This is a genomic window from Pseudomonas sp. ANT_J28 (assembly GCF_008370005.1).
GTDB classification, from domain to species: domain Bacteria; phylum Pseudomonadota; class Gammaproteobacteria; order Pseudomonadales; family Pseudomonadaceae; genus Aquipseudomonas; species Aquipseudomonas frigoris.
This window is the reverse complement of record NZ_VOBM01000003.1, coordinates 129408-150001: the sequence shown is the minus strand read 5'-3', so window position 1 is coordinate 150001 and position 20594 is coordinate 129408. Positions and strand designations below refer to the sequence as shown.

General features: G+C 59.3%; 17 protein-coding genes and 3 pseudogenes. 7 read left to right on the top strand and 13 right to left on the bottom strand.

The genetic code is table 11. The features are described from left to right. Nucleotides 1–16: 16 nt before the first annotated feature. Nucleotides 17–529 carry a dihydrofolate reductase gene (locus FQ187_RS02890; RefSeq protein ID WP_149628334.1) on the top strand — a complete coding sequence of 171 codons (513 nt, stop codon included), beginning with the start codon at nt 17–19 and terminating at the stop codon, nt 527–529. Nucleotides 530–628: 99 nt separating this feature from the next. Here the strand turns inward: FQ187_RS02890 and FQ187_RS02885 are convergent, their stop codons facing one another. Then, nucleotides 629–2020: an L-cystine transporter gene (locus tag FQ187_RS02885; protein ID WP_149628333.1), complete on the bottom strand. Its 1392-nt coding sequence runs from the start codon at nt 2018–2020 to the stop codon at nt 629–631. A gap of 242 nt (nt 2021–2262) precedes the next feature. Here FQ187_RS02885 and FQ187_RS02880 point away from each other — a divergent pair, with 242 nt between their 5' ends. Next, the gene (locus tag FQ187_RS02880; protein WP_149628332.1) at nt 2263–3318 is read left to right on the top strand and encodes a haloacid dehalogenase-like hydrolase; all 1056 of its coding nucleotides are present in this window, start codon (nt 2263–2265) and stop codon (nt 3316–3318) included. Nucleotides 3319–3517: 199 nt separating this feature from the next. Here the strand turns inward: FQ187_RS02880 and ilvD are convergent, their stop codons facing one another. The 5 genes and pseudogenes from ilvD to FQ187_RS02855 all read right to left on the bottom strand — a co-directional run bounded on the left by ilvD (nt 3518) and on the right by FQ187_RS02855 (nt 10481). Next, nucleotides 3518–5359 carry a dihydroxy-acid dehydratase gene (gene ilvD, locus FQ187_RS02875; protein ID WP_149628331.1) on the bottom strand — a complete coding sequence of 614 codons (1842 nt, stop codon included), beginning with the start codon at nt 5357–5359 and terminating at the stop codon, nt 3518–3520. Between the two features lie 258 nt (nt 5360–5617). Next, nucleotides 5618–6816, bottom strand: a pseudogene (locus tag FQ187_RS02870) (MFS transporter). Further along, nucleotides 6809–7784, bottom strand: a pseudogene (locus FQ187_RS02865) (diiron oxygenase). Before FQ187_RS02865 ends, FQ187_RS02870 begins: the two co-directional pseudogenes overlap by 8 nt. Beyond that, complete coding sequence (locus tag FQ187_RS02860; protein WP_149628330.1) at nt 7781–8860, bottom strand: SagB family peptide dehydrogenase; 1080 nt, start codon at nt 8858–8860, stop codon at nt 7781–7783. The pseudogene FQ187_RS02865 and the gene FQ187_RS02860 overlap by 4 nt, the downstream one beginning before the upstream one ends. A gap of 424 nt (nt 8861–9284) precedes the next feature. Then, complete coding sequence (locus FQ187_RS02855) at nt 9285–10481, bottom strand: class I SAM-dependent rRNA methyltransferase (RefSeq protein WP_033060516.1); 1197 nt, start codon at nt 10479–10481, stop codon at nt 9285–9287. 233 nt (nt 10482–10714) lie between these two features. On the opposite strand from FQ187_RS02855, the gene FQ187_RS02850 reads away from it, so the two are divergent. The 3 genes from FQ187_RS02850 to FQ187_RS02840 are packed head-to-tail and all read left to right on the top strand — an operon-like array spanning nt 10715 to nt 12748. Continuing rightward, nucleotides 10715–11530, top strand: coding sequence for an HDOD domain-containing protein (locus FQ187_RS02850; RefSeq protein ID WP_178122664.1), 816 nt, complete (start codon nt 10715–10717; stop codon nt 11528–11530). Between the two features lie 28 nt (nt 11531–11558). After that, nucleotides 11559–12371 carry a bifunctional DNA-formamidopyrimidine glycosylase/DNA-(apurinic or apyrimidinic site) lyase gene (mutM, locus tag FQ187_RS02845; RefSeq protein ID WP_095127062.1) on the top strand — a complete coding sequence of 271 codons (813 nt, stop codon included), beginning with the start codon at nt 11559–11561 and terminating at the stop codon, nt 12369–12371. Nucleotides 12372–12424: 53 nt separating this feature from the next. After that, nucleotides 12425–12748, top strand: coding sequence for a multidrug transporter (locus FQ187_RS02840; protein ID WP_149628328.1), 324 nt, complete (start codon nt 12425–12427; stop codon nt 12746–12748). 131 nt (nt 12749–12879) lie between these two features. On the opposite strand, the gene FQ187_RS02835 is transcribed toward FQ187_RS02840, so the two are convergent. The 5 genes from FQ187_RS02835 to FQ187_RS02815 form a co-directional block, all read right to left on the bottom strand. Beyond that, the gene (locus tag FQ187_RS02835; RefSeq protein ID WP_038358877.1) at nt 12880–13131 is read right to left on the bottom strand and encodes a YfhL family 4Fe-4S dicluster ferredoxin; all 252 of its coding nucleotides are present in this window, start codon (nt 13129–13131) and stop codon (nt 12880–12882) included. A gap of 136 nt (nt 13132–13267) precedes the next feature. Beyond that, the gene (gene coaD / locus FQ187_RS02830) at nt 13268–13747 is read right to left on the bottom strand and encodes a pantetheine-phosphate adenylyltransferase (RefSeq protein WP_123368514.1); all 480 of its coding nucleotides are present in this window, start codon (nt 13745–13747) and stop codon (nt 13268–13270) included. A gap of 115 nt (nt 13748–13862) precedes the next feature. Continuing rightward, nucleotides 13863–15458: a GMC family oxidoreductase gene (locus FQ187_RS02825; protein WP_149628327.1), complete on the bottom strand. Its 1596-nt coding sequence runs from the start codon at nt 15456–15458 to the stop codon at nt 13863–13865. A gap of 43 nt (nt 15459–15501) precedes the next feature. Beyond that, entirely contained in the window at nt 15502–16047 is a 546-nt protein-coding gene (locus tag FQ187_RS02820; protein ID WP_149628326.1) for a twin-arginine translocation pathway signal protein, read from the bottom strand. A 28-nt stretch (nt 16048–16075) separates the two neighbouring features. Next, nucleotides 16076–17506: a coniferyl aldehyde dehydrogenase gene (locus tag FQ187_RS02815; RefSeq protein WP_149628325.1), complete on the bottom strand. Its 1431-nt coding sequence runs from the start codon at nt 17504–17506 to the stop codon at nt 16076–16078. Nucleotides 17507–17652: 146 nt separating this feature from the next. Here FQ187_RS02815 and FQ187_RS02810 point away from each other — a divergent pair, with 146 nt between their 5' ends. Together FQ187_RS02810 and FQ187_RS02805 are read left to right on the top strand one after the other, a co-directional pair. Continuing rightward, on the top strand, nt 17653–18324 hold the full coding sequence (locus tag FQ187_RS02810; protein ID WP_134098681.1) for a TetR/AcrR family transcriptional regulator: 672 nt from the start codon (nt 17653–17655) through the stop codon (nt 18322–18324). Between the two features lie 44 nt (nt 18325–18368). Then, nucleotides 18369–19223, top strand: a complete 855-nt coding sequence (locus tag FQ187_RS02805; protein ID WP_149628324.1) for a sulfurtransferase — start codon at nt 18369–18371, stop codon at nt 19221–19223. A gap of 13 nt (nt 19224–19236) precedes the next feature. Here FQ187_RS02805 and FQ187_RS02800 read toward each other — a convergent pair. Next, nucleotides 19237–19456: pseudogene (locus tag FQ187_RS02800) on the bottom strand (helix-turn-helix transcriptional regulator); the annotation flags it as partial. 79 nt (nt 19457–19535) lie between these two features. Beyond that, on the bottom strand, nt 19536–20534 hold the full coding sequence (locus FQ187_RS02795) for a hydrolase (RefSeq protein WP_149628323.1): 999 nt from the start codon (nt 20532–20534) through the stop codon (nt 19536–19538). Between the last annotated feature and the right edge of the window lie 60 nt (nt 20535–20594).

Here is a 20594-nt window from a genome sequence, read left to right as displayed (position 1 = left end):
TGGTATCCTCGCCGGCATGACTAAATCACTCCCCCTCAGCCTGATCGCAGCCCTCGGTGAAAACCGTGTGATCGGCGTCGACAACAGCATGCCCTGGCACTTGCCGGGGGACTTCAAATACTTCAAGGCCACCACCCTCGGCAAGCCGATCATCATGGGTCGCAAGACCTGGGATTCGCTCGGTCGTCCGTTGCCGGGCCGGTTGAACATCGTGGTCAGCCGTCAGGTGGATCTGGTGTTGGAGGGCGCGGAGGTTTATCCGTCGCTTGCGGCTGCCGTTGTTCGCGCTGAAGAGTGGGCAAAGGAGCAAGGCGTCGATGAGCTGATGCTGATTGGCGGGGCGCAGTTGTATGCGCAGGGGATGGCGCAGGCTGATCGGCTGTATTTGACGCGCGTGGCGTTGAGCCCGGAAGGGGATGCGTGGTTTCCGGAGTTTGATTTGGGGCAGTGGAAATTGGTGTCGAATGTTCCGAACGCGGCGGAAGGCGACAAGCCAGCGTACAACTTCGAGGTTTGGGAAAAAGCCTAACAGCTTCGCGAGCAAGCCCGCTCCCACACTTGATCTGCGTCGTGCACAAATCCAATGTGGGAGCGGGCTTGCTCGCGAAGGCGGACTATCAGGCACTACTTAAGCGTGAGCCAACTCCGAATGCTCATCCGCCTCCAGCAGCTCTTTATCGGTCTGCTGCATGATCTGGCTGGTGATCGCCCCGGCGGTAATCGAACCGCTGACGTTCAAAGCCGTACGGCCCATATCAATCAGCGGCTCAACCGAAATCAGCAACGCCACCAGTGACACCGGCAAGCCCATCGCCGGCAACACGATCAACGCGGCAAACGTCGCGCCACCGCCGACACCCGCCACACCGGCCGAACTCAGCGCCACAATCGCCACCAACGTCGCGATCCACAGCGGGTCCAACGGGTTGATGCCCACAGTCGGCGCGACCATCACCGCCAACATCGCCGGGTACAGACCGGCACAACCGTTCTGGCCAATGGTCGCGCCGAACGACGCGGCAAAACTGGCGATGGACTGTGGAATACCCAAACGGCTGGTCTGGGCTTCGATGCTCAGTGGGATGGTCGCGGCACTGGAGCGGCTGGTGAAAGCAAACGTCAGCACCGGCCAGATCTTGCGGAAGAAGCGCAGCGGGTTGATCCCGGCGGCCGACACCAGCAGGCCATGGACCACAAACATCAGGCCGAGCCCGATGTAGGAAACCACCACGAAACTGCCGAGTTTGATGATGTCCTGCAGGTTGGAGCCGGCGACCACTTTGGTCATCAGCGCCAATACGCCGTACGGGGTCAGCTTCATCACCAAGCGCACCAGGCGCATCACCCAGGCTTGCAGGGTGTCGATGGCGTTGATCACTTTCTGACCTTTCTCGACATCGTCCTTGAGCAGTTGCAGCGCAGAGACCCCAAGGAACGCAGCAAAAATCACCACGCTGATGATCGAGGTCGGCTTCGCGCGAGCGAGGTCGGCGAACGGGTTTTGCGGAATGAACGACAGCAACAGCTGCGGCACATTCAGGTCGGCAACCTTGCCCGCGTAGTCGGTCTGGATGGTTTGCAGGCGGGCCATTTCCTGGGTGCCTGCGACCAGGCCTTCGGCCGTCAGGCCGAAGAGGTTGGTCAGGCCGATGCCGATCAGCGCCGCGAAGGCGGTGGTGAACAGCAGCGTACCGATGGTCAGGAAGCTGATCTTGCCCAGCGACGAGGCATTGTGCAGCCGGGCCACGGCGCTGAGGATCGAGGCGAACACCAGCGGGATCACGATCATTTGCAGCAACTGCACGTAACCGTTGCCCACCAGATCGAACCAGCCGATCGAGGCTTTCAGTACCGGGTTGCCGGTACCGTAAACGGTGTGCAGAGCCACACCGAACACCACGCCCAGCACCAACGCGAGCAGGACTTTTTTTGCCAGGCTCCACGTGGTGTGTCGGGTTTTCGCCAGGCCAAAGAGCAGGGCGAGGAACACCAGCAGATTCAGGATCAGCGGCAGATTCATTGGAAAACTCCGATAAGACTTGTGCCAGCCACCTTCCGGGGTGACTGCGAGCCGGCAAGCCTAACAGCTTGATTTACAATGAATTAATACCAAAAACGTATGGAATCAGTCGTTTTTGGAATAAGCACGCGTCGCTCTCAGGGATGCAGCTGGCGCAATAGGGACGTGGACGGTCGCTGACAGACGAGGACTGTCACACTTATTTGTTAGCGTCGATGTCTTTAATTCAGGGAGAAATGCCGATGAAACTCGCACCGAAATTTCTGGCTGCCGCACTCTGCTTGGGCCTCGCCGGCCAAGCCTTTGCTACGGATTTGAAGCATTGGCCAGCCGATCAGGCCAAGGCGCTGGACGCAATGATTGCCGCCAACGCCAACAAAGGTAACTACGCGGTGTTCGACATGGACAACACCAGTTACCGCTACGACCTCGAAGAGTCGTTGCTGCCGTTCATGGAAAACAAAGGCCTGATCACCCGCGAGAAGCTCGACCCCTCCCTGAAACTGATGCCGTTCAAAGACACCGCCGACCACAAGGAAAGCCTGTTCAGCTACTACTATCGCCTCTGCGAAGTCGACGACATGGTTTGCTACCCATGGGTCGCGCAAGTGTTCTCCGGCTTTACCCTCGAGGAACTCAAAGGCTACGTCGATGAGTTGATGGCTTCCGGTAAACCGGTGCCGGCGACTTATTTCGAAGGCGATGTGGTCAAGAACCTCGACGTCAATCCGCCGAAAATCTTCACCGGCCAGAAAGAGCTCTACAACAAGCTGATGGAGAACGGCATCGAGGTCTACGTGATGACCGCCGCCTCCGAAGAACTGGTGCGCATGGTCGCTGCCGATCCGAAATACGGCTACAACGTCAAACCGCAGAACGTAATCGGCGTGACCACGTTGCTAAAGGATCGCAAGACCGGCGAACTGACCACGGCGCGCAAGCAGATCACCGCGGGCAAATATGACGAGAAGGCCAACCTCGGCCTCGAACTGACCCCGTATCTGTGGACTCCGGCGACCTGGATGGCCGGCAAGCACGCGGCGATCCTGACCTACATCGACGAGTGGAAAAAACCGGTACTGGTGGGCGGCGATACGCCGACCAGCGACGGTTACATGCTGTTCCACGATGTCGACGTGGCCAAGGGCGGCATCCACTTGTGGGTCAACCGCAAAGACAAATACATGACCCAGATTAACGGCATGATGGCCAAGCACGCCGCGGCTCAGGCCAAGGAAGGGTTGCAGGTCACGGCGGACAAGAACTGGGTGATTGTGACGCCGGCAGAAATCCAGTAAGCGAGATCAAGCTCACTCTCACTGGCAACACGGAGCAAATGTGGGAGCGGGCTTGCTCGCGAAGAGGTCGTCACATCCGACATTGATGTCGACTGATACACCGCTTTCGCGAGCAAGCCCGCTCCCACAATTGACCGAGTTGGCCGCAAAAAAAATGCCCCGCACTTGGCGGGGCATTTTTTTGTTCAACGGTTAAGCATCATAGTCCGTCGAGCATCGCCTTATTACGCACTGCACCCTTGTCGGCGCTGGTCGCCAGCAGGGCGTAGGCCTTCAGTGCGGTGGTCACCTTGCGTGGACGTTTTTCCACAGGTTTCCAGCCTTTCTGATCCTGCTCGGCACGACGGCCGGCCATTTCCTCGTCGCTGATCAACAGGTTGATCGAGCGGTTCGGAATGTCGATCAGCACTTTGTCGCCATCCTGCACCAGACCAATCGCGCCGCCCGCCGCCGCTTCTGGGGAAGCGTGGCCGATGGACAGGCCCGAGGTGCCGCCGGAGAAACGGCCATCGGTGAGCAGGGCGCAAGCTTTGCCCAGGCCTTTGGATTTCAGGTACGACGTCGGGTACAGCATTTCCTGCATGCCCGGGCCACCTTTCGGGCCTTCGTAACGAATGATCACGATGTCGCCGGCCTTCACTTCGTCAGCGAGGATGCCGCGTACGGCGCTGTCCTGGCTTTCGAAGATCTTCGCGTTGCCTTCGAAGACATGAATCGACTCGTCGACGCCGGCGGTTTTCACCACGCAGCCGTCCAGCGCGATGTTGCCGTACAGTACGGCCAGGCCGCCTTCTTTCGAGTAGGCGTGTTCGACACTGCGGATGCAGCCGTTTTCACGGTCGTCGTCCAGGGTCTCCCAACGGGTCGACTGGCTGAACGCGGTTTGCGTCGGGATGCCCCCAGGGCCAGCCTTGAAGAAGTGATGCACCGCTTCGTCGCTGGTCTGGGTGATGTCCCACTTGGCGATGCCTTCGGCCAGGGTTTTGCTGTGCACGGTCGGCAGGTCGGTGTGCAGCAGACCGCCACGGGCCAGCGAGCCGAGGATGCTGAAGATCCCGCCAGCACGGTGCACGTCTTCCATGTGGTACTTCTGGATGTTCGGCGCGACTTTGCACAGTTGCGGCACGTGGCGGGAGAGGCGGTCGATGTCCTTCAGGTCGAAGTCGATCTCGGCTTCCTGGGCAGCGGCCAGCAAGTGCAGGATGGTGTTGGTGGAACCGCCCATGGCGATGTCCAGGGTCATGGCGTTTTCGAACGCCTTGAAGTTGGCGATGTTGCGCGGCAATACCGACTCATCGTTGTCGCCGTAGTAGCGCTTGCACAGCTCGACGATTGTGCGCCCGGCCTGCAGGAACAGCTGTTCACGGTCGCTGTGCGTAGCCAGGGTCGAACCGTTGCCCGGCAATGCCAGACCGAGGGCTTCGACCAGGCAGTTCATCGAGTTGGCGGTGAACATGCCGGAGCACGAACCGCAAGTCGGGCAGGCGCTGCGCTCGTACTCGGCGACTTTCTCGTCAGAAGCGCTGGCATCGGCGGCGATCACCATGGCGTCGACCAGGTCGAGACCGTGGCTGGCCAGTTTGGTCTTGCCGGCTTCCATCGGGCCGCCGGACACGAAGATCACCGGGATGTTCAGGCGCAGGGCAGCCATCAGCATGCCTGGGGTGATCTTGTCGCAGTTGGAGATGCAGACGATGGCGTCGGCACAGTGGGCGTTGACCATGTACTCGACGGAGTCCGCGATGATCTCGCGGCTCGGCAGCGAATACAGCATGCCGTCGTGGCCCATGGCGATGCCGTCATCCACGGCAATGGTGTTGAATTCCTTGGCGACACCGCCGGCGCGTTCGATTTCGCGGGCGACGAGTTGGCCCAGGTCCTTGAGGTGGACGTGGCCTGGAACGAACTGGGTGAAGGAGTTGGAAATGGCGATGATCGGCTTTTTGAAGTCGTCATCTTTCATCCCCGTGGCGCGCCACAGTGCGCGCGCGCCGGCCATGTTGCGGCCGTGGGTGGATGTTTTCGAGCGGTAATCAGGCATGAAGCACTCCGGGCGGCTAATCAGGTATCAAAAGGGAAGTGAGCTTCTATTGACGTCTGGAACACTCAGAAATGGCCGTGTGTCCGGAAGTTGCCGATAACTTTGCGGGATCGCCGCGCGCTTCAGCTTGAGCTCATAAACCCGCCGGGGGATGACTGGCGATGAATGTCGCGATTCTACACGGCTGGCGTCAGGAGGGAATGCCGGAAAAGGGTGATCCAGCGCTGACGGAACGTGTGGGATGACCATCGGTAGGAATCACCCGCTATTCAGCGCGAGCTGCCGACGTGCGATCAGTGCATTGAAGGAAACGCCGACGGTGCTCAAGGCGAGGAAACTCAGTGCGAGAGTCGTTTGCAGATGGGCTCCACTCAGATTGATCAGGGCGCTGATCAGCCCGCCAGAGATGAAGACCAGCGTGTTCCCGGCCGACGCCGATGTACCGGCATTGTCCGGGAAAACTTCCATGGCTTTGGAAGTGGCGACAGGGCGGGTGATGGTCGTGCCAGCGGTGCAGATGATCATCGGGATCAGCACGGTCAGGGCTGAAAGCCCCAGCAGGTTTGAGAGCAAGAGCATCACCAGTCCAGAAATGAAGATCAGGCCCAGGCCGACGACTATCTGGGTATCGGCCGTGACCCGCCCGACGAGGACTCGAGCGACAATGCCGCCGATGATGTAGGCCACGCCATACAGCAGCAGCGTCAGGGAAAACTCGTAGGCCGAAAGCTGTAGCTGCTCCATGAAGATCAGGGGCGAGATGACAATGAAGGAAAAGTGGCAGGTGAAGGCGATTGCGGCGATCAGCCAATAGCCGAGGAACCCCGCATCGCGACATACACGCCGGTAGGATTGAAGAATACTTCGGCGCTGGGTTGCGGCGGTGTGCCGGTTTTCAAGAAAGAAGCAGGCCTTAAGGAACACGGCGGCGGCGAGGGCAATAAAGACAATAAAGCTTGCGGGCCAGTCCAGTGCCTGTTGCAACAGGGTACCAGCCAGTGGCGAGAAGGAAATAAAGATCCCGCTGACGGTGGCCATCAGAATCCGCAGTTGATCCCGCTCCTTGCCGTCGAACAGGTCCTGGACCAACGCCTGTGAAAGTACGAAGCAACCGCAGCCGATGGCCTGCACCACCCGGAACACCAGGAACCAGGCGTAGTCGGTGGACAGCACGCAACCTGTCGCACCGATCATCGAGACCACCATTCCCGCCAGCAGCAGACTTTTGCGCCCGATGACATCCGAGAGCGGCCCGACCAGTAGTTGGGAAAGTGCAATCCCGATGGCAAACAGACTGATGGAAAACGCGATGTCGTGGTCCGGAAGTGTTCGGCCAGCGCCGGGAACGATGGCAGCAGAACATCCAGAGGGAAGACCCCGAGCATCACCATGGTCATTAATAGGGTGATCGCAGAGCGGCGGTGTTTGACACTGACCGCAGATTTTCCTTCATCCATCGACAAGGCCTGCCTGTGCGAAGAGCTGCTGGTTAAAAGGCAGGTCGAAAAAACCTGCCTTTTCCATTGCCAGTAGCGTCGCGCCTGCGCCTGATCGGGCGCGCTGAAGGCAGGCTTGCGGGCCGGTAGGGCACTGAGAATTTCTGCGACGCAACTCTCCCGGAGGCCCACGCTGTTCAGGCTTACCTTCAGCCATCGCTCATCGACCTCGAAGAAAATCATGATGATGTCCACCAGCAGCTTCGCGGCGAACGTGCGTTGGCTGCTGTTCAGGGTCAGCCACAGGTAATGGAACACTTCGCAAAAATAACGACTGTGTCGGGCCTCGTCGGTGAGGTGGTCCCTGAGCATTTCCTGGACGCTGGACACCAGCTCGTTGCGACAAACCTCGAGCAGTTCCCTGGCGATGATGGTCTCGATACGAAACCGACGAGAAACCAGGCCAGCGCCTTATGCCTCTCTGGGCTGTGGTCAATCAGGGCGTTCAGTCGGGTAATGCGGCGCGGCATCACCGGGCGTTGGGTCATGCCGTAGAGGTCGGCTATCTGCTCGGCGAGACTATTGGAGAACAAGGCGTGATAACCCTCATCGGTGTACAGCTGGAGGGCGGCTGTTTTCATCCGTCGGGGGATGGACGCGCCGAGCTCATCGTGGACGAGGGTTTCCACGGAGCGGTTGACGATTCGATGTTCGAGCCGGGTGGTGTAGTCGAGGAAATACACCAGATGGTTGGCCGATAAACGATGGGTGATCGCACTGCCGGCTGCATCGATTTCCGGGTGATTCAGGTAGGGCAGGAAGGCGGGCGGGAACCAGTGTCGTGTTTCCAGTTGCCGTTCCAGATCAGATGGCAATTGATAGGTGTGCTCGCTGGTTCGTACCGAGGCCCGGGCATTCCACTCGCCGAGTGTGAAGCGCTGTGCCCAGGCATCGGGCAGTGACAGGTCGCCTGTGCGGGGCTCGGTCATTGTTGTGAGCCTCGGTTGCGCAGCAGCGCTTTCAATTCCTTGCACATCACTTGACCGTCACTCCGCCCGCAGCCCACAAAAAACAACGGCTGTTCGGCGCTGTCCTCGATCCCCAGCAACGTTTCGACCTGATCGTCCGCCAACGCACCGGTCAGCCAGGTGCTTAACCCGAGTGCGGTGGCCACCAGTTGAAAGGTCTGGGAAATATGACCTGCTTCGACGTAAGCCATTCGGTAGGCCCGCGAGTGTTCATATTTCCACCACAGTTTGTCGAAGCGAGCGGTGATGAACAGGCCGACTGGCAGATTGTTGATGAAATGCTGCCCACACAACAACTGCCCCAAGGGCGAGTCAGGCAGCGGATTGACGAAGCTCAATGCGTGTTCGGTGGGGTGGTAGGCGTAGAACCCGGGATTCAGGCCGTTGACGTTCTGAACGTGAAGAAAACCTTCGCAGGCATTCAGTCCACCACCGGATGGACTGCTACGCCGGGCGCCATGGCCTTCTGCGATGGTTTCGTCGATATCGTTTTCGCGCTCACGCAGATAGCCAAGGGACAAATACAAAAGAGTGCCCACATCGTCGAGAGAAACCCCTTCACCCGTGAAGGAGCGACAGGTCTTTCGGTCGATCAAGGTCTTTGCAAGTGCGCTTTGCGGCAGACAGGAAGGTTGAGGCAGGGCAATCCGTTCGCTTGTCGGGCGTTCTGCGAGTATGACCTCCGGGGCAGGCGTGGCCAGTACTTCGGCGCAATGGTCCAGATAGTGTCTCGACCATTCATTAATATCCTGGGGGACATATTCACAAGGAATGTTCTTGGTCCCGATATGAAATATCTTCGACAGTTCATCCCATCCCCATTCAAGGGGGGCTTGTATTGAAGGTGTGAGTATTCCCGCGTTCAGGAGTTGTGTGTCGATTATATTGTTGTGATCAAACTTTTCGGGGTTGTCGATAAGGTGTGCGAGACGGGTTGAGTATTCCAGATTAAGTTCGAATTGTTTATGGTTCTTGTAATCCCAGACTATTTGTCCGGGCGAACGAGGAAGTATGAATATATACGGGTTTATCTGCATGATCGGCGACTCACTCTGGTCCGTGCCATAGAAAACGCTGGGTAGCCGGCACTCCCCAGCGTCTCATTTATTTAGCGGGCTTTTGGAGCAACCAGAAAAGACAGGTTGGCGATTTTGTTAGATTCCAGAGTAATTGCTTTCATGTTTTGAACTCCTTGTAGTTGATAGTGAGTGTCACTCCTTTGTGACGACTTAATCATAGTTTGTAATGAATTCTTATCAAGGGGAGATTGGGTAGGAATGTTCCAGTAATTTTGTCGGATTGATCTGATGGTTGTATGGATCTTGTAAGCACTGTCCGCTTAAATAAAAGACAAAGTGAAACGTCCTGCAAGTCATTAAGGCCGCTGGAGTAGGAAGTTGGAGAATTCAATAACAGATAACAGAACGGGGAGCCGGCGGGCTCCCCGTCAAACCGGCAAAATCAGCTGTTTGGCAGCAGACGGCAGGTGATGCTCTTGATGTAGCGGGTTTCGGCGATGGCCGGGTGAACCGGGTGATCCGGGCCCTGACCGCCACGCTCCAGCATCTGGATGTTGCGGTCCAGGTGACGGGCGCTGGTCAGCAGGATGTTCTGCAGATCGTCCTCGGGCAGGTGCATCGAGCACGAAGCGCTGACCAGGATGCCGTCCTTGCTGAGCAGGCGCATGGCTTGCTCGTTCAGGCGACGGTAGGCACCTTCACCGTTCTTCATGTCTTTTTTGCGTTTGATGAACGCCGGAGGATCGGCAACGATCACGTCGAAACGCTCTTCGCTGGCTTTCAGCTCTTTCAGGGCTTCGAACACGTCGCCTTCGATGCAGGTCATCTTGTCGGCGAAACCGTTCAGCGCGGCGTTGCGCTCGACGCCGTCGAGGGCGAAGGCCGATGCGTCGACGCAGAACACTTCACTGGCGCCGAACGCAGCCGCTTGCACGCCCCAACCACCGATGTAGCTGTACAGGTCCAGCACGCGTTTGCCTTTGGCGTAAGGTGCCAGACGCGCGCGGTTCATGCGGTGGTCGTAGAACCAGCCGGTTTTTTGTCCCTGGATGACGGGCGCTTCGAATTTCACGCCGTTTTCTTCCAGGGCAACCCACTCCGGCACCAGGCCGAACACGGTTTCGACGTAGCGGTTGAGGCCTTCGGCATCACGGGCAGCGGAGTCGTTCTTGAACAGAATGCCGCTAGGCTTGATCACTTGGGTCAGCGCTGCGATCACGTCTTCTTTATGGGCTTCCATGGTTGCCGAAGCGATCTGTACCACCAGGATGTCGCCGAAACGGTCGACTACCAGACCTGGAAGCAGGTCGGAATCGCCGTAGACCAGGCGATAGAACGGCTTGTCGAACAGGCGATCGCGCAGGGACAGCGCGACGTTCAGGCGATGCACCAGCAGCGACTTGTCCAGCGGCAACTTGATGTCGCGCGACAAGAGGCGGGCGCAGATCAGGTTGTTCGGGCTCATGGCAACGATGCCCAGCGGCTTGCCGCTGGCTGCTTCGAGGATCGCCTGGTCGCCGGCCTTGAAACCGTGCAAAGGAGTAGCAGCTACATCGATTTCGTTGCTATAGACCCACAAATGGCCGTTTCGCAGGCGACGGTCGGCGTTGGCTTTGAGGCGCAGGCTAGGCAGGGACATGACGTCGCTCCGGAAAAAAGAGCGGGAGTATAGCGTGTTGCGCACGGCCACGGTTTGGCGGATGGACATGCGGTGAGGAAGGGCCGGCATTTGATGAAACTTCAGACGATGGGCCGGCCAAGGTGTCGGATCCAACTTTATAAGGGTTAGAATCGCCGCCTGTCCCAGAGTGTGTACTTATGTCCCCAGAGCTGACTACCGAACAGATTCAACAGTCCCTGCAAGGCATCAGCGTGCCGGCCCAGCCGCAAATCATGGTGGATTTGCAGATGGAACAGTACATGCCCGATCCGGATCTGGAGGTGATCGCGAAGCTGATCTCCCAGGACCCGGGCCTCTCTGGTGCCTTGTTGAAAATCGTCAACTCGCCGTATTACGGCTTGAGCAACAAGATCGCCTCGATTCAGCGTGCAGTGAACCTGCTGGGCAGCCGCTCGATCATCAACCTGATCAACGCGCAGTCGATCAAGGGCGAGATGAACGACGACACCATCGTCACCTTGAACCGTTTCTGGGATACCGCTCAGGACGTGGCGATGACCTGCCTGACCCTGGCCAAGCGTATCGGCGCCCAGGCCGGCGATGAAGCGTACGCCCTGGGTCTGTTCCATGACTGCGGCGTGCCGCTGATGCTCCAGCGTTTCCCCAACTACATGACCGTTCTGGAAGAGGCCTACGCCAGTGCCAGCGCCGAATGTCGGGTGGTGGACACTGAGAATCGGGTGTTCAATACCAATCATGCGGTGGTGGGTTATTACACCGCCAAATCCTGGCGCCTGCCGGAGCATGTGACCGCCGCCATCGCCAATCACCACAATGCGTTGGCGATCTTCAGCGATGAGTCGTCGCGCAACAGTCAGCTGAAGAACCTGCTGGCGATCCTGAAAATGGCCGAGCACATTTGTGCGTCCTTCCGGGTGCTGGGCAACCAGCGTGATGACCACGAGTGGAACAGCATCGCACCGCTGGTTCTCGATTATGTCGGTCTCTCGGGCTACGACTTCGAGACCCTCAAACAAACGATTCGCGACCTTGGCGCTCACCGCTGAGCGTTGCACAGCCTGATTCGAGAGCACCATGCCGGAACTGCCTGAAGTCGAAACCACCCGCCGCGGAATTGCGCCGCACCTGGAAGGCCAGCGCGTCAGCCGGGTGATCGTGCGTGAGCGGCGCTTGCGCTGGCCGATTCCCGAAGACCTGGATGTGCGGCTGTCTGGCCAGCGTATCGTGCTGGTGGAGCGACGCGCGAAGTACCTGCTGATCAATGCCGAAGTCGGCACGCTGATCAGCCATTTGGGGATGTCGGGAAATCTGCGTCTGGTGGAAGTCGGCACGCCGGTGGCCAAGCATGAGCATGTGGACATCGAACTGGAATCCGGCCTGGCCTTGCGTTACACCGACCCGCGACGGTTTGGCGCGATGCTCTGGAGCCTTGACCCACTCAACCATGAGTTGTTGATTCGCCTGGGGCCGGAGCCGTTGACCGACCTGTTCGACGGCGAGCGCTTGTTCCAGCAGTCCCGTGGGCGATCCATGGCGGTCAAGCCGTTCATCATGGACAACGCGGTGGTGGTCGGCGTGGGCAACATCTACGCAACCGAAGCGTTGTTCGCCGCCGGTATCGACCCGCGTCGTGAGGCCAAAAGCATCTCTCGGGGGCGTTATCTGAAACTGGCGATCGAGATCAAGCGCATCCTGGCGGCCGCTATCGAGCGCGGCGGCACCACACTGCGAGACTTTATCGGCGGTGACGGTCAGCCGGGTTATTTCCAGCAGGAGCTGTTCGTGTATGGCCGTGGTGGTGCGCCCTGCAAGGTCTGCGGCACGGAGTTGCGGGAAGTGAAGCTCGGGCAGCGCGCCAGCGTCTTTTGCCCGCGTTGTCAGAGCTGATACGCCTACGGTCTATAGTCAGTGTTCTGACTGCCTAGCCCAAGGACCGTGCCATGAACCTGTTTCGAACCCTTGTCGTCGTTTTGCTGCTGAGCGTCGGTGCGCCAGCGCTGGCAGCAAACACAGGCAGCGGCGACCCGCGTTACACCATCCAGAATCCCCCGGCGTACGCCATGATCGGCGATTTGCTGATTGCCCGACCCTTGCTGGTCGTGGCAACAGTGATCGGTGCCGGAGCGTTTGTGGTGTCGTTGCCGTTTACCGCGCTGGGCGGCGGCGTCGGCGATGCGGGGCGGGCGTTGGTGGTCGACCCGGCGAAAGCGGCGTTCGTGCGGTGTCTGGGGTGTATCGGAGAAGGGTTTGAGCAGCGGGAGTGAAGTCGGTTAATTCTTGGGTGTGGCTGATGGCCTCATCGCGAGCAAGCTCGCTCCCACATTAGACCGCGATCAACTGTGGGAGCGAGCTTGCTCGCGATGAGGCCCTTACAAACGCTACAAAACTATCTGACTCAAGCCTTACCGGTAATGATCCGGTACTTCTCCATCAACTGCTCTTCAGTTTCCGGATGTGCCTCGTCCAGCGGTATGCAATCCACCGGGCACACTTGCTGGCACTGAGGCTCGTCGTAGTGGCCGACGCACTGGGTGCACAGGTTCGGGTCGATCACGTAGATTTCTTCGCCCTGGGAGATGGCGGCGTTCGGACACTCGGGTTCGCAGACGTCGCAGTTGATGCAATCGTCGGTGATGATCAGGGACATGCTAACTCCAGCCAGGGCGGAAGGCCCGGGCGCAATAAACCAATGCGCACAATTGTGCCGCATTGGCGCCCGCAGTGCACGCGGGCGCGATCAAGGGAAAAGATCGTCCGAACGCGGCCCGAACCTTCGGCAGCTCCTACTTTTTAAAGCGTTCGTTCAGGGCGTCCGCCACCACAGGGTGGACAAACTTGGTGATATCGCCGCCCAGGGCTGCAATTTCACGCACCAGCGTCGAGGAAATGTACGAATAACGCTCGGATGGGGTAAGAAACAAACTTTCCACATCCGGCGCCAGCTGACGGTTCATGTTGGCCAGCTGGAATTCGTATTCGAAGTCCGACACTGCACGCAAACCCCGCAGAAACACGTTGGCGTTCTTCTCTTTGGCGAAGTGCGCCAGCAGCGTCGAGAAGCCGACGACTTCAACGTTGGGCAGATGTTTAGTGACCTCGCGGGCCAGCGCCACACGCTGTTCCAGGGGAAACAACGGGTTTTTCTTCGGGCTGGCGGCGACGGCGATGATCACATGATCGAACAGGCGCGCGGCGCGTTCGACCAGATCGCCATGGCCCTTGGTAATAGGGTCGAAGGTACCTGGGTACAACACTCGGTTCATCGCGTCGTCCTGGCGGGAGTCCGTTGGGGAGTCGGATGGTATCGCAGCCTTCCCGGTCGGCCAAGTCGCCTTTTGGGTAAGAAAGCACTATAGACCAGTGGAATATTCTCCATTTTCATGGGTTTTTCAAACGTTCGGCCAAAGAAGTTGCCAGCTGCGCCGTCAGCCCGTAGACCGACAATTGCGGGTTTGCGCCAATGCTGGTGGGAAACAGCGAGCCGTCATGAATCGACAGGTTGCCTAACTGATGATGCCGGCCGAGGCTGTCGGTCACAGCGTTTTTCGGGTCTTCACCCATGGCACAACCGCCCATCACATGGGCGCTGCCCAGGCGTGTGCGATACAGCTCAAGGCTCAGGCCGTCGATCAGTGTGCGCGCTTCGGCCAGGGTTTTCACGTAGCGAGCGTCGGCGTGCATTGGCATCACCGCATGGGCACCGCCCGCGAACTGGATCTCGGCCATGCTGTGGAACGCCCGCCGCAACCCGTCCCAGGCATAGGGTGAAACCTGATAGTCGAGCACTGGCGTGCCGTCACCGCGCAACTCGACGCTACCGCCGGGGCTGTCCGGGTGAAAACCGTCCCGCAGCAAGGCCAGCATGGCGTGGGTGTGGGGCAGCTTTTCCATATGCTGGGCGTTTTCTTTGCCGAAGCCTCCGAGCAGAGTGGTCGCCAGCGCTGGGTGCAGCGGCGGCACTTCGAGTTTGTAAGACATTTTTCCAGTGGTGCCGTCCTGCCATTGGAAGTGGTCGGAATAGATCGACTGTGGCGCGCCATAAAACGGGTTGATCACTTCGTCGAACAGCCCTGCCGACATGTTCACCAGGTGTAGAAAAGTTCGTTTGCCCAGCCGTTTGTGCGGATCCGGTGCCTCGGAGCGCATGAGCAGCGCCGGGCTGTTGATCCCGCCGCCGGCTAGCACGTAATGCCGCGCCTTGACCGTGATCGTGTGTCCGGTAGGCGCGACGCAGCGGTCATCCATCGCTACGCAATGCAAGCCCGTGACCTTGTCGCCGCTGATCAAGAGCTTTTCGGCGCGAGCCAGATAGAGCAACTCCCCACCTTTTTCCAGGGTCGCCGGGATGGTCGTGACCAGCATCGATTGCTTGGCGTTGGTCGGGCAACCCATGCCGCAGTAGCCAAGGTTCCAGCAGCCACGCACATTGCGCGGGATCACATGCCAGGCGTAGCCGAGTTTTTCGCAGCCCTTGCGGATCACGTCGTTGTTGGCGTTGGGCGGGATCATCCAGGGGGCGACGCCCAGGCGTTGTTCCATTTTCTCGAACCACGGCGCCATCTCGGCCGGCGAGTGGCCTTTGACGTCGTGTTCCTTGGCCCAGTGGTCGAGGGTCGGATCCGGCGTGCGAAAACTTGAGGTCCAGTTGATTAGCGTGGTTCCGCCCACCGCCCGGCCCTGAAGGATGGTGATCGCGCCGTCCTTGCTCATGCGGCCGATACCTTCCTGATAAAGGCTGGTGTAGGCCTGGTCTTCGAGCATCTTGAAGTCGCTGCTGGTCTTGAGCGGGCCTTCCTCGATCAGCAATACCTTGTAGCCCGCGGCGCTGAGGATTTCGGCGGTGGTGCCGCCGCCCGCGCCGCTGCCGATAATCGCCACGTCCGCTTCGAGGGTCAGGTCCTGGGTCAGTTGCGAACCGTTATAGGTTTTCCAGCCACGGGCCAGGCCTTCGCGGAACGGATCGGGTACGGGCATCTTCAGTTCTCTTTTTATTATTGGAGGTGTGGGCGGGCCGATCTCAAACGGTAGGCGGTCCGGGATACCCGCAATGCACCCAGGATTCCGAGCGGCTGTACCACGCCATCATCACCAGTTGCAGCAACGAGCTGTGTCCCATGCGCAGAAGGCCTAACGAGCTGTTTTCCCAGCGATCGAGAAAGTGCCGGATATCGTCGGCACTGGCGTTTTCCCAGCTGCCCCAGATCCCGGTCAGTGGGCCGCGGGTGATGCTCATTCCCAGCACATCGAATAACTGCCGGGTGAGCTTGAGCATTTCCGGTGACAGGTGATTCAGACCGTTATCCAAGGTTTGAAGGGTGTAATCGACGGCTGCTGGCATTGTTTCGACGGCCACAGCGCCGTCGAGCATCACCGGAATCAGTGCGCGCAAAAACAGCAAGTCACCGCTGCGCAGAATCGCGTAACCGCTGGCCGGAATGCTCGATGAGCAGCCGCTGAGGTTCGCTCCCAAACCGGCGGTGGCGAGAAAGGCGCTGGCACCCAGGCTGAACTTAAGCAAGCCGCGCCGTGACAACGCGGGTGTATCGGACAGGCTTGGGCTCATTGTTGTTATTACCCGAAGGGGATGATCGTTAGCGGATAAACAGCTTCTGAATCAGCTTCTGAATGGATTTCCCGTACGGCGGATAGATCAATTTCGCTGCGTTGAACCGCTGTTTGATCAGCACACCTTTGGCTTTGCTGAAGGTCAGGAAACCTTCGTGGCCATGGTAATGGCCCATGCCCGAGGCGCCGATCCCGCCGAATGGCATATCGTCCTGAGCGACGTGCAGCAGGGTGTCGTTCAGGCACACGCCGCCGGAATGGGTTTCGTGAAGTACGCGGTGTTGCTCACGCTTGTCGTAGCCGAAGTAATACAGGGCCAGCGGACGGGGTCGTTCATTGATGTAGGCAAAGGCCTGATCCAGATCCTTGTAGGGAACGATCGGCAACAGCGGACCGAAGATTTCGTCCTGCATCACCATCATGTCGTTGCTGACGTTGAGCAGCAGGCTGTGGCTCATGCGGCGCCCCTGGCCCTTGTCGAACAGCGGAATCAGCAGCGCGCCCTTGCTGGTGGCGTCGCTGATGTAGCCGTTGAGGCGTGCCAATTGTCGGTCATTGATGATCGCGGTGTAGTCCGGGTTATCGGTCAAAGTCGGATAAAACCCGCGAACCGCCTGACGATAGGCTTCGACGAAAGCGCCTACGCGATCTTCCGGCACCAGCACATAGTCCGGGGCCACGCAGGTCTGTCCGGCGTTGAGCGTCTTGCCGAAGGCGATGCGTTCGGCAGCATCCTTGAGCGGCACGTCGCGCGACACGATGGCCGGGGATTTGCCGCCGAGTTCGAGGGTCACCGGGGTCAGGTTCTCGGCCGCAGCGCGCATCACGTGTTTGCCGATGCTGGTGGCGCCAGTGAACAGCAGGTGATCGAAACGTAATCTGGAGAACGCTACACCGATATCGGCTTCGCCCAGTACCACGCAGACCAGGTCTTGCGGGAAGATTCGGCCCAGCAGTTCCTTGAGCAACAAACCGGTGGCGGGAGTTGATTCGCTGAGCTTGAGCATCACCCGATTGCCTGCCGACAATGCGCCCACCAACGGCCCGATGGCCAGATACAGCGGGTAGTTCCACGGCACGATCACCCCGACCACACCCAACGGTTGATAAATGACTTTGGCCGCCGCGGGTTGAAAGGCAACCCCGACCTTGCGTTTCGACGCTTTCATCCAGCCTTTGAGATGCTGACTGGCGTAGTGAATGCCGTGCAGGCTGGGCATCAGTTCGGCGAGCAGGGTTTCATCGGCGCTGCGGTGGCTGAAATCCTGGCTGATCGCATCGATCAGTGCCTGACGCTCATTGCTCAACAGATCGCGCAGAGCTTTCAGCCATTGCTGGCGCTGGGCGGCGGGCGGCATCGGGTTGGCGGCATACGCCGCGCGTTGGGCGTCGAACAGGGTCTGGAGCTCTTCCAGAGGCTGCTGCAGGTTCTGCAAGTAGGCGATGTCAGCAGTCATGGTCAGCTCCGGATTTATTGTAACGAGGGACTTTTTAGAGTCTATGCTCTATAAAGTCAAATGACATCCTGGCGCAGCTTTGTTTTATCCAGCCACGGATAGGTCGTAAGATGCCGGTCAACGCACTTTGAATTAAAGCCCAAGCCATGGCCCCTCGGATCAAAACCAGCGAGCGCATCGTGCAGAACAGCTTGGAGCTGTTCAATCAGCAGGGTGAGCGCAGCATCAGCACCAACCACATTGCCGCCCATATGGAAATTTCCCCGGGCAACCTGTACTACCACTTCCCCAACAAGCAGGCGATCATCGCCGTGCTGTTCAGTGAGTACGAAAGCCTGGTGGACAGCTTCCTGCGCCCGCCACAGGGTCGTGCCGCCACGGTCGAAGACAAGCGCTTCTACCTTCAGGAGCTGCTGGCCGCCATGTGGCGCTACCGGTTTTTGCACCGCGATCTGGAGCACTTGCTCGACAGTGATCCGGAGTTGGCCGCCCGTTATCGACGCTTTTCCCAACGCTGTCTGATCCATGGCACGCACATCTACGCGGGCTTCGTCGAGGCCGGCATCCTGCAAATGGACAAGGTTCAGATCGAATCCCTGACGCTCAATGCTTGGATCATCCTGACGTCCTGGGTGCGTTTTCTGTGCACCACACGTGAAAATTCCAATCACCTGAGTGAACAGGCCATTAAACGTGGGGTGTATCAGGTACTGGTGCTTGAGGCCGGTTTTGTCACGGATCAGTCTCGCGATGCGGTGAATGCGCTGTTCGAGGAGTTTTACGTGCCGCTGGCCCAAGCGCTGGAAGAAGTGGGGTAGAAAGTGCAGTAGGATCAAACATCGCCTAATCACAGGAGCCCGTTATGCCCATTGCGCAACTGATCAGCCCGCAAGCGTTGGACCTGAAAAAGGAGCAGCGGGGGCTGGTGATTCTGGATTGTCGTTTTGCCCTCGAAGACCCGGACTACGGTCAGCGCAGCTATGCCGAAGGGCATATCGCCGGGTCGAGCTTTGCCGATCTTGAGCGTGATTTGAGCGGGACAGTGGTCAAGGGTGTGACCGGGCGACATCCGTTGCCTGAGCCTGAAGACTTGATCGAACGTCTGCAAGCCTGGGGCGTCAACGCCGACAGCGACGTGATTTTGTACGACGACGGTCCGGGTGCGTTCGCGGCGCGGGCCTGGTGGTTGCTGGCCTGGCTGGGCAAACGTGATGGCGTGTTCATTCTGGATGGCGGGCTCAAGGCCTGGCACGCGGCCGGTTTGCCCCTGAGTCTTGATGCGCCGCAGATTGAACGTGGCACCTTCACGGGGTCGCCGGACGACGCGCTGGTCTTGAGCGCCGGACAGCTCCAGAAACGTCTCGGCCAGCCCGCGCTGACCCTGCTTGATGCCCGCGGCTTGCCGCGTTTCAAGGGCGAAGTAGAGCCGATCGATCCGATTGCCGGGCACATCCCAGGCGCGCAATGCGCGGCGTTCACCGACAACCTGGGCAGCGACGGGCGTTTTCTGCCGGCCGATCAGCTCAAGCAGCGCTTTGCTGCGAAGCTCGGTGATCGCTCGCCGAGCGATCTGGTCGCGTACTGCGGTTCTGGCGTGACGGCCTGCCACAACCTGTTCGCGTTGTGCCTGGCGGGTTATCCGTTGGGATCGTTGTATGCCGGTTCATGGAGCGAGTGGATCAACGATCCTGCGCGGGGCGTCGCCATCGGCGAATGAAGATCTTTTGATTCTAAAGCCGGGCGCTGCGATACGCGCCCGGTCCCACGCCGTAAACCTGCTTGAATTGCCGGCTCAGATGACTCTGGTCAGCAAACCCCAACTGCGTCGCCACTTCCAGTGGCAAGCAACCGCTCTGTAACAGCGCCCTCGCCCCGAGCGATGCGCTGCTGCATCAGCCAGGTGTGCGGCGGCATGCCCGTGGCGCGGCGGAACACCCGGGCGATGTAGCGCGCGGACAGTAACTCGACCCCGGCCAACGGTGCTGTTTGCCAGAACCGGATCGACTCGCCCTGATCGACGGCCATGGCCTTACTGACGACCCACGGCGGTCAGCCACTGCGGGATACGGCGTTCCAGGTAGTAACCCGGTTGCTTGAACGAACCATCGACGAAGCCGACATGCCCACCCTTGGTCTGTAACTCGAATTGAGTGCAGGCGGACAATTCGTCGGCTTGCGGCAGGCTATGAGGAAAGACAAACGGGTCATCGGCCGCTTGAATGATCAGGGTCGGCGTACGAATCTCGCCAAGGAAATAGCGACTCGAAGCGCGTTGATAGTAATCCTCGGCATCGGCGAAACCATTCAGCGGCGCGGTGACCCGGCCATCGAAATCCCAGAACGTGCGCATGTTCTCCAGCGAGCCCAGCGCGGCCAATGCCGCCAGTCCTTCCTCGCGCCCATCGTGCTGGAACTGGCGTTGCTTGTTTTTAATGTAGGCCACCATCTCGCGCATGAAATGCGCCTGATAGACCTTCGAGAAGCCCTGGCCGATACGGTCGGCGCATTGATCGAGACGAAACGGCACCGATACCGCCACCGCGCCGACCACGCCACTGTTGTTGCCGGATTCGCCCAAGTGCTTGAGCAACACATTGCCGCCCAGGGAATAGCCGACCGCATACAACGGCGCGAGCGGTCGTTGGGCCTTCAGGTGTTTGATGGTTTCGGCCAGGTCTTCGCTGGCGCCGGAATGGTAGCTGCGCGGCAACAGATTTGGCTCGCCCGAACAGCCGCGCCAGTTCAGTGCGACGCTGGCCCAGCCTTGGGCACCCAGTGCTTTCTGCACTCCGGCCACGTAAGGCGAATTTGAAGAGCCGGTCAGGCCGTGCAACACCAGCACCAGTGGCGCATCGGCGCTGTGCGGGCCGTGCCAGTCGAGATCGAGAAAGTCGCCATCCTCAAGCCACAAGCGTTCGCGCTGGCGTTCGATGTGCGTGGTTTTACGCCACAGCGGTCCCCACAAGGTTTGCAAGTGCGGGTTGCCGAGGCCGAAGGCGGGGGTGAAGCGTTCTGGCGTTTGGGGCACGATGGTTCTCGATGCAGCGGTGCGAGCCTCGCTTGAGGCGCGCACCTTTTTCAGGCCGGT

Excerpts from the sequence above, each read along its gene's own strand:
- FQ187_RS02890 (WP_149628334.1), top strand. The coding sequence starts at position 17 with ATGACTAAATCACTCCCCCTCAGCCTGATCGCAGCCCTCGGTGAAAAC.
- FQ187_RS02885 (WP_149628333.1), bottom strand. The coding sequence starts at position 2,020 with ATGAATCTGCCGCTGATCCTGAATCTGCTGGTGTTCCTCGCCCTGCTC.
- FQ187_RS02880 (WP_149628332.1), top strand. The coding sequence starts at position 2,263 with ATGAAACTCGCACCGAAATTTCTGGCTGCCGCACTCTGCTTGGGCCTC.
- ilvD (WP_149628331.1), bottom strand. The coding sequence starts at position 5,359 with ATGCCTGATTACCGCTCGAAAACATCCACCCACGGCCGCAACATGGCC.
- FQ187_RS02860 (WP_149628330.1), bottom strand. The coding sequence starts at position 8,860 with ATGCAGATAAACCCGTATATATTCATACTTCCTCGTTCGCCCGGACAA.
- FQ187_RS02855 (WP_033060516.1), bottom strand. The coding sequence starts at position 10,481 with ATGTCCCTGCCTAGCCTGCGCCTCAAAGCCAACGCCGACCGTCGCCTG.
- mutM (WP_095127062.1), top strand. The coding sequence starts at position 11,559 with ATGCCGGAACTGCCTGAAGTCGAAACCACCCGCCGCGGAATTGCGCCG.
- FQ187_RS02840 (WP_149628328.1), top strand. The coding sequence starts at position 12,425 with ATGAACCTGTTTCGAACCCTTGTCGTCGTTTTGCTGCTGAGCGTCGGT.
- FQ187_RS02835 (WP_038358877.1), bottom strand. The coding sequence starts at position 13,131 with ATGTCCCTGATCATCACCGACGATTGCATCAACTGCGACGTCTGCGAA.
- coaD (WP_123368514.1), bottom strand. The coding sequence starts at position 13,747 with ATGAACCGAGTGTTGTACCCAGGTACCTTCGACCCTATTACCAAGGGC.
- FQ187_RS02825 (WP_149628327.1), bottom strand. The coding sequence starts at position 15,458 with ATGCCCGTACCCGATCCGTTCCGCGAAGGCCTGGCCCGTGGCTGGAAA.
- FQ187_RS02820 (WP_149628326.1), bottom strand. The coding sequence starts at position 16,047 with ATGAGCCCAAGCCTGTCCGATACACCCGCGTTGTCACGGCGCGGCTTG.
- FQ187_RS02815 (WP_149628325.1), bottom strand. The coding sequence starts at position 17,506 with ATGACTGCTGACATCGCCTACTTGCAGAACCTGCAGCAGCCTCTGGAA.
- FQ187_RS02810 (WP_134098681.1), top strand. The coding sequence starts at position 17,653 with ATGGCCCCTCGGATCAAAACCAGCGAGCGCATCGTGCAGAACAGCTTG.
- FQ187_RS02805 (WP_149628324.1), top strand. The coding sequence starts at position 18,369 with ATGCCCATTGCGCAACTGATCAGCCCGCAAGCGTTGGACCTGAAAAAG.